The sequence below is a fragment of the Anaeroplasma bactoclasticum genome (assembly GCF_003550015.1).
In the GTDB taxonomy this organism is placed as follows: Bacteria; Bacillota_I; Bacilli_A; order Acholeplasmatales; family Anaeroplasmataceae; genus Anaeroplasma; species Anaeroplasma bactoclasticum.
In genome coordinates this window covers 1-10,636 of the sequence record NZ_QXEV01000045.1, presented here as the reverse complement: position 1 = coordinate 10,636, position 10,636 = coordinate 1, and the positions used below count along the sequence as shown (strand labels likewise).

The 10,636-nt window shown below is 29.6% G+C and carries 8 protein-coding genes, 1 tRNA gene and 3 pseudogenes; 11 read left to right on the top strand and 1 reads right to left on the bottom strand.

The window, feature by feature from the left end:
* The first annotated feature begins 56 nt into the window (after window positions 1-56).
* The 5 genes from serC (at window position 57) to EI71_RS09735 (ending at window position 4,806) form a co-directional block, all read left to right on the top strand.
* Window positions 57-1,169: a 3-phosphoserine/phosphohydroxythreonine transaminase gene (serC, locus tag EI71_RS09755; RefSeq protein ID WP_119017034.1), complete on the top strand. Its 1,113-nt coding sequence runs from the start codon at window positions 57-59 to the stop codon at window positions 1,167-1,169.
* A 1-nt stretch (window position 1,170) separates the two neighbouring features.
* Window positions 1,171-2,319 (top strand): 3-phosphoglycerate dehydrogenase family protein, encoded by a 1,149-nt coding sequence (locus tag EI71_RS09750; protein WP_211321107.1) that lies wholly within the window; start codon window positions 1,171-1,173, stop codon window positions 2,317-2,319.
* Window positions 2,319-3,089 carry a sugar phosphate isomerase/epimerase family protein gene (locus tag EI71_RS09745; protein WP_119017033.1) on the top strand — a complete coding sequence of 257 codons (771 nt, stop codon included), beginning with the start codon at window positions 2,319-2,321 and terminating at the stop codon, window positions 3,087-3,089. Before EI71_RS09750 ends, EI71_RS09745 begins: the two co-directional genes overlap by 1 nt.
* Before the next feature lie 104 nt (window positions 3,090-3,193).
* The gene (locus EI71_RS09740; RefSeq protein WP_119017032.1) at window positions 3,194-4,684 is read left to right on the top strand and encodes a GGDEF domain-containing protein; all 1,491 of its coding nucleotides are present in this window, start codon (window positions 3,194-3,196) and stop codon (window positions 4,682-4,684) included.
* Window positions 4,685-4,715: 31 nt separating this feature from the next.
* Window positions 4,716-4,806: transfer RNA gene (locus EI71_RS09735), tRNA-Ser, on the top strand.
* A gap of 98 nt (window positions 4,807-4,904) precedes the next feature.
* Here the strand turns inward: EI71_RS09735 and EI71_RS09730 are convergent.
* Complete coding sequence (locus EI71_RS09730) at window positions 4,905-5,264, bottom strand: helix-turn-helix domain-containing protein (RefSeq protein WP_119017031.1); 360 nt, start codon at window positions 5,262-5,264, stop codon at window positions 4,905-4,907.
* 160 nt (window positions 5,265-5,424) lie between these two features.
* On the opposite strand from EI71_RS09730, the pseudogene EI71_RS09725 reads away from it, so the two are divergent.
* The 6 genes and pseudogenes from EI71_RS09725 to EI71_RS09700 all read left to right on the top strand — a co-directional run.
* Window positions 5,425-5,712: pseudogene (locus EI71_RS09725) on the top strand (ORF6N domain-containing protein); the annotation flags it as partial.
* Between the two features lie 224 nt (window positions 5,713-5,936).
* Window positions 5,937-6,056, top strand: a pseudogene (locus EI71_RS10580) (ORF6N domain-containing protein); the annotation flags it as partial.
* A gap of 16 nt (window positions 6,057-6,072) precedes the next feature.
* Window positions 6,073-6,309, top strand: a pseudogene (locus tag EI71_RS09715) (ORF6N domain-containing protein); the annotation flags it as partial.
* A 448-nt stretch (window positions 6,310-6,757) separates the two neighbouring features.
* Entirely contained in the window at window positions 6,758-7,783 is a 1,026-nt protein-coding gene (locus tag EI71_RS09710; RefSeq protein WP_119017029.1) for a PDDEXK nuclease domain-containing protein, read from the top strand.
* 18 nt (window positions 7,784-7,801) lie between these two features.
* Window positions 7,802-8,482, top strand: a complete 681-nt coding sequence (locus tag EI71_RS09705; RefSeq protein WP_342769509.1) for an SAVED domain-containing protein — start codon at window positions 7,802-7,804, stop codon at window positions 8,480-8,482.
* A 39-nt stretch (window positions 8,483-8,521) separates the two neighbouring features.
* Window positions 8,522-9,874, top strand: coding sequence for an RNA-binding domain-containing protein (locus EI71_RS09700; protein WP_119017027.1), 1,353 nt, complete (start codon window positions 8,522-8,524; stop codon window positions 9,872-9,874).
* The last annotated feature ends 762 nt before the right edge of the window (window positions 9,875-10,636 follow it).

Below are 10,636 nucleotides of genomic sequence, written 5' to 3'. Positions count from 1 at the left end.
TTACCAACTTTTTGTTTGAACTTAGCAAAAAAATATAAGAAAGAGAGATTTGAACAATGAGCAGAGTTTACAACTTTTCAGCAGGTCCAGCTGTTCTACCTGAAGAAGTATTAAAAGAAGCAGCAGCAGAAATGTTAGATTATAAGGGCACAGGTATGTCTGTAATGGAAATGAGCCATCGCTCAAAACCTTTCCAGGCTATTATAGATGAGGCTGAAGCTGACTTAAGAGATCTATTAAATATCCCAGCAAACTATAAGGTATTATTCCTACAGGGTGGTGCATCCTTAGAGTTTATTAAGATTCCTATGAACTTCATGAGAAAGAAAAAGGCTGGATATATTATTACAGGTCAGTGGGCTAAGAAGGCTTCTAAGGAAGCTAAATTTGTTGGAGAAATGGTAACTTTAGCATCTAGTGAAGATAAGACATTCTCCTATATTCCAGATTGTAGTGATTTACCTATCACAGACGATATGGATTATGTATATATTTGTGAAAACAATACAATTTATGGTACTAAGTTCCATACATTACCTAATACAAAGGGAATTCCTCTAATTGCAGACCAGTCTTCTTGCTTCTTAAGTGAACCAGTAGATGTAACAAAGTATGGTATGATTTATGCAGGTGTTCAGAAGAATGTAGGACCTGCAGGTGTAGTTATCGCAATTATTCGTGAGGATTTAATTCCTACAGAAGAAGAATCTAAGAAGATTCCAACAATGCTTAACTATAAGACTCAGGTAGATAATAATTCCTTATTCAATACACCTAACTGCTATGGTATTTACATTTGTGGTAAGGTATTTAAGTGGTTAAAGGCAAATGGTGGTCTTGAAGGAATTCAAAAGAAGAATCAAGAAAAGGCAGCTATCCTTTACGATTTCTTAGATAACTCTAAGCTATTCGTTGGAACAGTTGAGAAGGCTTCTCGTTCTTTAATGAATGTTCCATTCATTGTTAATCCAGCTGTAGTTACTGATCCTGAAAAGAAGGCAGCTCTTGAAGCTGATTTCGTAGCTCAGGCTACTAAGGCTGGCTTAGTTAACCTTAAGGGTCATAGATCTGTAGGTGGTATGAGAGCATCTATCTATAACGCTATGCCAAAGGCTGGTGTTGAAGCATTAGTTGCATTCATGAAGAAATTTGAAGAGGAGAATTTATAAAATGAAGGCATTTTGTTTAAATAATATTTCTAAAGTAGCACTAGATACTTTAAAAGGTGCTGATGGTACAGTAGATACAATTGAAGCTGCAGATTCCATTTTAGTTCGTTCTGCTGAAATGAAGGAAATGGATTTACCAGAAAACATTTTAGCTGTAGCTAGAGCTGGTGCAGGTGTTAATAATATTCCTCTTGCAAAATATGCAGAAAAGGGTGTTGTAGTATTCAATACTCCTGGTGCTAACGCAAATGCAGTTAAGGAATTAGTACTTGCAGCATTGTTACTTGCTAGCCGTGATTTAATCGGTGGTAATGAATGGGTTAAGGCTAATGCTAATGATGAGGCTATCGCAAAGACAGCAGAAAAGGCAAAGAAGAATTTTGCTGGTACTGAGATCTTTGGCAAGACAATTGCTGTTGTAGGTTTAGGTGCTATTGGTATTTTAGTTGCTAACGCATGTATTGATTTAGGTATGAAGGTTGTAGGCTTTGACCCATACCTATCTACAGCAAACGCATTAAAGCTTAACTCTAAGGTTAAGTACACTACAGATTTAAAGGATGCAGTAAAGACTGCAGACTTCGTCACAATTCATGTACCTGCAATGGATTCCACAAAGGGTATGATTAATGAAGAAGTAATTAATGAAATGAAGAAGAATGTTGCAATTCTTAACTTCTCAAGAGATACATTAGTAAAGGAAGATGCACTTGGTGCAGCACTTGAAGCTGGTAATGTACGTAAGTATGTAACAGACTTTGCTAATCCAAAGGTTGTTACATTCAAAAATACAATCATTCTTCCTCATTTAGGTGCTTCTACAGAAGAAGCAGAGGATAACTGTGCAGTTATGGCAATCGCTGAATTAAAGGATTTCTTAGAAAATGGAAACATTAAGAATTCTGTAAACTATCCAGCAATGGCTGCAGGTGTTAAGAATGGTGCAAGCCGTGTTACTATTGCACACAAGAATGTTCCTGGTGTTATCAATCACTTCACTAAGGTAGTTGCTGATGCTGGTGCGAACATTAATACATTATTAAGCCAGTCTAAGGGTGAATTTGCATATACAGTATTAGATACTGATCAGCCAGTTGAGGCTAAATTATTTAATGGCCTTGAGGGTGTAATCAGAGTAAGAGTGATTTAATGATAAAGCTTGGAATGCCACAGCTTTTTGAATTTGATACAATTGAAGATAACCTTAAGCTTGCAAAGGAGCTTGGCTTAGATTTTATTGAATTAAATCTTAACTTTGGTTATTGCCGTAAGGAAATGGAGGCAAAAACAGTTAAGGCTTTATTAGATAAATATAATATCAAGGCTACTCTACATTTCTATGATGAGGCGGATTTAGGCTCCTACCCAGAGGTAGTGGATGCTTATTTAGTTCTACTTGAAAGATATTGCAAGCTAGGTGAGGGCTATATTGAATCTATGAATATTCATTTATGCCCTGGCCCTGTTGTAACAATTAGTGGTGTAAAGAATTATATTTACGAAAAGGAATATGACGATTATATAAAGAGATTTGTTAGTAATCTTCATCGTGCAGAAAAAATCTGTAATGACCATGGAATCCGTATGGTAATTGAAAACACAGATAATATTCCTTCTATGTGCAAAAGAACCTATAAGGACTTATATGATGCAGGATTTAAATTCTGTTATGATATAGGACATGATCACTTAAGCTATGACTTAGTACAAGAGGTAATAAAGGATATTCCTTTAGAATTCCAAGAATTCCATTTCCATGATGGAAAGGATAGAAAGAAATGTCATCTAGCCTTAGGTGAAGGAACTATTGATTTAAAGAAATTTAAAGAGCTAACTATTAAGCATGATGCATGGGTTAATCTTGAGGTTAAACAAGCATCCGATTTAAGAGTTTCTGTACCATATTTTAGAAACCTATAATAAACTGAAATGAAGCGAATTATCGCTTCTTTTCTTTTTAAATAACTCCCGTTCTATTGAAAATAACTCTGTTTTCGTATATAATAAAAGAACGAGGTATTGCGATGAATAGAAATGAATTAGAGCTAAAGGTACAAGAAAATAGTGGCTTTACTAGCGAAGTTTTTTTTGAAATGCTTCGTTTTTTTAGCGGTTTAGAAGAAATCGATTGTGGTATTATCGATATCTTTTATTCCTTTGCATTAAAATCTGTTCATACAAAATTTGCCTATGAACGATTAGAAAGCATTCATGAGGTAGCCTTAAATCTTTATGAGAAATCTAAAGAATGCCCTAGTAAGTGGAAGCTTGATTTCGTTGAGATTTATTATTACTATTTTATCGATTCATTAACTGAAGTATTAAGACATGCTAATCGTATACTTACACTAAACACCGAAGGAGTGGATAAGTGTGGTGCTTATTCCTTCGCTATAATGGTGTTTTTCCGTCATAAAATGTTTAATCAAGCTACATCCTATATTGATGAGGCAGACATCTATTTAAAGAATAATACGTCAAATTTAAAGGGTGAATTCCAATTATTAATTAATGAATTAGGTATTTATGCTATATCTCATCAGCATAAAAAATATATTGCTACAAAGGATAGGCTAGATTCATTAATGGAAGAATTTAGAATAAATGATGATTATAAAATGGAGGTTGATTTTTATAATCTTCATACTCTATATGGTAAAGTATTACTTAGAGATCAATTCGCTTTAGATGAAAATAAATCAGCTAAAGAATTTAAAGAAATCTTAGCTGATTTAAGAAAATGGAAGGATATAGGCGAAAACTATGGTTCTCTATTAACTCCATTATTTGATTATTTTAAAGATTATTTTAAAAAAGAAGAATTTATAGATGAAATATCTCATGTAATAACATATAATATGAATGTCAATGAAAGGCTAGTATTATTCCAATATTTATTTGAAACAATAAAAATTGATAAGGTAACCTATCATGACATTTATGAATCATATGTTGAGAATTTATTATACTATTATACAAATACACAAAAGAATAAATCATCAGAGATATTAACTGAAATTTTAAACTTCTCACTAGAAAAGAAGCTTGATGTATTAAATGCGAAATATCATTATGATACATTAACTGGCTGTTATAATAGAGTGTTCTTATCTGAAATAGAAGAACAGGTATTAGAAACAGGAGATGTAGTTATATATCTTGATTTAAATGATTTTAAAAAGATTAATGACACCTATGGTCATGATACAGGAGATAAGCAATTAAAAGTATTTGCAGAAATCCTAATGAGACATTTTGAAAATGATGTGGTATTAAGATTAGGTGGAGATGAATTTGTTGTATTGACTAGAGGAGTACCTGAAGATGTTTTAGCTAAGCTAGATGAGGCTAGAGCAGAATACTTAACTCATAATCTACTTAAAAATAGATATGGGTTTAGTGCAGGTGTATTACTACCTCATGGAATGGCTGTTCACCAAGCCATTGGTGAGGCAGATAAAGCAATGTATGACAGTAAAAAAACTGGCTTACCTTGCATTATAAGGGAAGTATAGCATTCTCAATAAGAGAGAATGCTTTATTTTTGGAGCAATACCCAAGAGGCTGAAGGGACCGGTTTCGAAAGCCGGGAGTGGTCGCAAGGCCAGCGGGGGTTCAAATCCCTCTTGCTCCGCCAACTTGAAAATGACAAGGTATCTTAATTGATACCTTTTTTTTATTTGTAAATAATAAAAAAACATAGCTATTTATTATGCCAAAATAGCTATGTTTTCTTTATAATTCTTTAATTTCTTTTACAATATTTATTATTTTTTCTTTTTTATTGTTAGGTATATCTTCTAATATTTTAATTAAATCCTTAGTAAAATCATCTTTAATATCTTTGTTAATATTTTCTATTACCTTATTAAATTCATTTTCTGAACTTGTTATTATTATATGTCTATCTAGTAAATAATCAGTAGATATTTTAAATATATCACTAAGCTTTATTATTTGAGATATATTTGGTTCTGATCTTCCTGTTTCCCATGATGATATAACATATTGCTTAACATTCATTAGATTTGCTAATTCAATTTGAGTAATATTATTTCGTTTTCTTAATTTTGTTAATTGCTCATTGAATGACATTTTATCAACTCCATCTATATTTTAATATGTAATTATTCATTTTTCAATCACATTTAGCAAAATAAACATATTATTCTTGAGTATAGAAAAAATACATAGTATAATATATATGTAATAAATGCATAGTCAATATTTTTAAACAAATGAAGAATAATAGAACATAATTGAATTATACGAGGATAAATATGGTAGAAAAGAAATAGTAATACCTGAATTAAATAATAAAACAATCGAATCAATGAGTTACATTATTAAATGACAAAAAGTAATGCTAGATTTCGAACTTGCCAAAATATATGGATACGAAACAAAGAATTTTAATAGGCAAGTAAAGAATAATATAGATAAATTCGATAGAGATTTTAGATTTCAATTAAATAAGGAAGAATATGATATAGTCTTGAAGTGCAAAAAATTCAAATCAAGTTGGGGTGAAAATAGAAAATTAAAGGACTTGAGAGGTCACAAATTGCTACCTCTGAATTATGGGCTGATGGAAAAGGAGGAAGAGCATATACACTACATGCGTTTACTGAACAAGGAATGAAATGAATTCAATTTTGATGTCACAAAATGTGATTTCAATTATCAAAAGAGGAAACGATATTAATTCAGAGGTCAAAAAATTTGACCGCTGAGATTTGGACTAAAGGTAAAGGAGGAAGAGCGACTTTACCATATGCCTTCACTGAACAAGGAATATATATGTTAATGACTGTATTAAAGGGTGATTTAGCCACTAAACAAAGTATTGCATTAATAGATGCTTTTAAACAAATGAAAGATTATATATAGAAGGGTTATACATATGGAAAATGATGAAATGATTATACCTGAATTAAATAATGAAACAATTGAATCAATGATTTATATTATTAGAGGTCAAAAGGTGATTCTAGACTTTGAACTAGCAAAAATATATGGATATGAAACAAAACGATTTAACGAACAAGTAAAGAATAATATTAATAAATTTCCTGAAAGATATAGATTTCAATTGAATAAAGAAGAATTGGATATTATTTTAAGGCCGAAAAAATCGACCTTAGCGAAGAGGATATTAAAGAATATTTAGATAAAACTGGTGAATTCTTAATTACTGAAGGATTAGGAGAAGGAATTGTAATAAAGAATTATGATTATAAAAATAAATATGGAAGAAGAACATGGGCTAAGATATTAACCGAGGACTTTAAAAAGAATAAAAAGGAATTAAGGGAAAGAAATCATATTGCTAAAAATGAAGGAGATATTGAATTACTTATTGTTAATTATTACTTAACTTCAGAACATGTATTAAAAGAAAAATACAAGATAGAAAGAAAATATGGTGGATGGTCATCTAAAAATATTTTTGAGTTATTAAATAGAGTTTATGATGAATTCTTAAAAGATAGTTTTGAATTAATACTAAAAAAATATAAGGATCCTACTATCAATTTTAAATTGCTAAGACAGTACTCTAATGATTTTGTAAAGGAGACAATTGGACTATGACAAATGATATTATAAATAAAGAATTAGTAAATAAAATTGAATCATTATTAAAAAATGCTAGAGAAAAAGTAGTAAGAGAAGTAAACAATACTTTGCTTATCACATATATGGAAATAGGCAAGGCAATTGTAGAAGATGAAAAACTCCATATAGATGATATAGAGTATGAAAACAAATCTTTAAGATATTTATCTAAAGTTTTAACAAATAAATTTGGAAAAGGCTTTTCACTAGCTAATTTGCATTTTATGGTTGCTTTTTATAAAAATTATGGTAGTGTTCAGACACTGTCTAAACACTTAGGCTGGTCGCATTATTGTGAATTATTATCTATTTCAGATAAAGATAAACGAAGCTTTTATGAAAAAGAATGTTCTAATGCAAGATGGAGTGTTAGAGAACTAAGAAGACAAATAGAATCGTCATTATATGAAAGATTATTATTATCTAATGGAAAAACTAATAAAGAAAAAGTATTAGAACTGGCTTTAAAGGGTAATGAGATAAATACCCCTGAAGATATAATAAAAGATCCATATGTTTTTGAATTTTTAGGATTACCTGAAAATAAGCCACTAATGGAAAGCGATTTGGAAGAATCTTTAATTAAACAAATAGAGAAATTTATACTTGAGTTAGGTAAAGGCTTTATGTTTGTTGGAAGCCAACAAAGAGTAACATATAAAAATGTTCATTATTATGTAGATATGGTGTTTTACAATAAGATTTTAAAATCATATGTATTAATTGAATTAAAAACAAGCCAATTTATGCCTGAGGCAGTAGGACAATTAAATATGTATTTAAATTATTATGCTGCAGAGGTTAATGATGAATATGATAATCCACCAATTGGCATTATATTATGCACTGATAAGGGGAATGTTAATTTAGAGTATGCCTTAGGTGGATTAAATAATAAAATATTTGCATCTAAATATATAACTGTTTTACCAAAGAAAGAAGAATTAATTAAGCAAGTAGAAATGATAATACATAAGGAAAAAAATGATGGTAGATAAGAGTTTGATTGTTATTCTATTTTTATAGATGATGAAAAAAGTAAGCAAAGTATTTATGAAGCATATTGTGAAATGAAAGGTATGTTTAAAACAAATAATGAAAAATGCCTATATGATAAGTATTTATTTTATGGCTATACTTATACACCATTTCTTTTTATGCTTGGTCAAATGTATTCGGATAATAGGAAGTATTATTGCTTTCATATCCAACAAACAAATCAGTCTACAAAGCGAGTTAGATTAAAAAGAAAATCTAAAGATGATAATAACCTTGTAGATGCTTATCATGAAAATAATAAAGAAACACTTATTATTAGAGTAGGAACAACAGTATCTATTGATAACATGAATATCTCACAATTTGGTGAAACTGATGTACTTGATATTACATCAAACAAAACAGGTACTGAGGTTATAGATTCTATTGATAGATTAAATGACTGGTGCGATATTATTGTTAAGAAAATAAGAAATATAGATTTTGCTCGATATTCTAAAATTATTCTGTTATTGGCAACATCAGCAGAAATGGTCTTTTTGTTAGGAAAAAGATTGTCTAAGAATTCAGATCCTAATTTTTATGTCTATCATTATGATGTAAATGCTAAGAATCCATATCCATGGGCTCTTGCATCTAAGATGGTTAATGACTATGATAAAGTGGTTTATTTATATAAAAAAGACAGGAATTATTAATATGCTATACTAAAAATAGTTTTGAAAGGCGTTGATTTCATGTTAAGATTTGATGAAACAGATAAATATGAATTAAAAGAAATATTAAATGATGCCCTACCTAAAGAGATAGAAACCTATCTTAATACTGAAGGTGGAGGCCATATTTATATTGGCGTAAATAAAATTGGTGAAGTAGTAGGTATCACCAAAGGTAAATTAGATGAAACAATGCTAAAAGTTGGTGATGTCATTACTGATCAAGTATTACCTAAATGTACTGAATATGTACATGTTCATCATGAAGTAATAGAAAATAAAGATGTGATTATAATAGATATAAAAAGAGGTAATAAATTATATTACCAAAAGAAATATGGTATGACACCAAAAGGTTGTCATTATAGAGTTGGTACTAAATGTCAAGAAATGACACCTGAAGAAATAGAAAAGAGATTTATTGCTTCATTAAATATTCCTGAACCAGATATATGTGAAATGGAATCACATAGACAGGATTTAACATTTCAAATATTAAAAAATTATTTGATAACACATAATTATCATTTCAATGATAAAACATTTGAAACAAATTTAAGGTTACGAACATCTAGTGGAAAATATAATTATATGGCTTTTATGCTAGCTGATAAAAATGATATAGTAATCAATGTTGCAACATTTGCAACTACGGATAAGAGCAAATATTTAAAAAGAGATGAATTTGGTGGTGTCTGCTTACTCTATGCAATGGAAAAAGCAAAAGATTATGTCGAATCATCATATAATCAAACATTTATAAAGCTTGGTGAAGGAAGTAGAAAAGAGAAAAAAGTATTTAATAATGAGGCTTTTGAACAAGCGTGGTATAACGCTTGTGTCCATAATAAATGGAGTGAGAGTAATAATCCAGGTATTTACATTTATTCAGACAGATTGGAGATTGAATCAAGAGGCTCAATACCAGCTAGAATGTCAAAAGAAGATTTTTATAGAGGTGTAAGTAATCCGGTTAATAAGAAATTATTTGATATATTTAAGACTTGTGGTTTCGGTGAGGAAAGTGGTCATGGTGTTCCAACAATAGTTAGTATTTATGGTGAAAAGGCTTATCGTTTCACTGAAAGCTATATAAATGTTATTATTCCATTTGATAAATCAGGATTCGATAATGATGATGGTGATGCAAAACATCCAAGAAACATCCAAGAAACATCCAAGAAACATCCAAGAAACATCCAAGAAGAAATATATGAATTAATGAAGTCAAATCAAACATTAACTATGAAAGATATAATGAAAATATTAAATATTTCAGAAGGTAGTGCTAGACATAACATTAAGAAACTTAAGGATGAAGGAAGAATAGAACATAAGGGTTCTACAAAATCAGGTTACTGGAAAACTAAGTAATTAAATAATATAATTTAAGGATGCCATAAAAAATGGGAAATGATATACCCTGTTTTCAAAACTTGGCATCCTTAAAATTTTATAAATATTATAAAAATCAAGTAATAGATCCATATTTTGAAATTTAAGGATGAAAGAATGCCAAGGTTTTCATGAGAGAATGTGGCATCCTTGACATGGCATTCTTAGTTGATTTATTTGCTATTTGAAAATGATTAGGTATCTTTTTGATGCCTTTTGTTTTTATAAAGGAACAAATCGTTTATAACAAATTATAACAAATTATAACAAAATATTTGAATTATAAAAATACTATGTTTGTTTAATTAAATTTGCCACCAGAAGTGGTATATTTTTAAACTTATCTTAAAACTTTAGATACTTCTCAATTTTAATCATTACCGTTCAAACTTTAATCATTACCGTTCAAACTTTAATTATCATCGTTCAAACTTTTGCAAGTCGTTAAAAATAATTGAAAATAATGTGTTAGGGTTTAGAATAAATGACCTATAAAATAATAAATTATTTTTATTTGTGTTTCCCCATTTTTTAATAAAGGGTAAAAATGATAAAAAAATATCCAGGTAGAAATACCTGGGTTTTGTGTCTTATATAAGTGAAAAAAGACCTCAAAAATGGTATAATTAAATTGGCAAAAATAACTAAATACCAGAGGACTTTTTCCATGAAAAATTATAGCACTTTAAACGATATTTTAAAAGATGAAATTGTTAATTATATAAAGGATATTACAAAAGG

What these genes read in the sequence shown, in the direction of transcription:
- serC (WP_119017034.1), top strand. Translation starts at nt 57, where the DNA reads ATGAGCAGAGTTTACAACTTTTCAGCAGGTCCAGCTGTTCTACCTGAA.
- EI71_RS09750 (WP_211321107.1), top strand. Translation starts at nt 1,171, where the DNA reads ATGAAGGCATTTTGTTTAAATAATATTTCTAAAGTAGCACTAGATACT.
- EI71_RS09745 (WP_119017033.1), top strand. Translation starts at nt 2,319, where the DNA reads ATGATAAAGCTTGGAATGCCACAGCTTTTTGAATTTGATACAATTGAA.
- EI71_RS09740 (WP_119017032.1), top strand. Translation starts at nt 3,194, where the DNA reads ATGAATAGAAATGAATTAGAGCTAAAGGTACAAGAAAATAGTGGCTTT.
- EI71_RS09730 (WP_119017031.1), bottom strand. Translation starts at nt 5,264, where the DNA reads ATGTCATTCAATGAGCAATTAACAAAATTAAGAAAACGAAATAATATT.
- EI71_RS09710 (WP_119017029.1), top strand. Translation starts at nt 6,758, where the DNA reads ATGACAAATGATATTATAAATAAAGAATTAGTAAATAAAATTGAATCA.
- EI71_RS09700 (WP_119017027.1), top strand. Translation starts at nt 8,522, where the DNA reads ATGTTAAGATTTGATGAAACAGATAAATATGAATTAAAAGAAATATTA.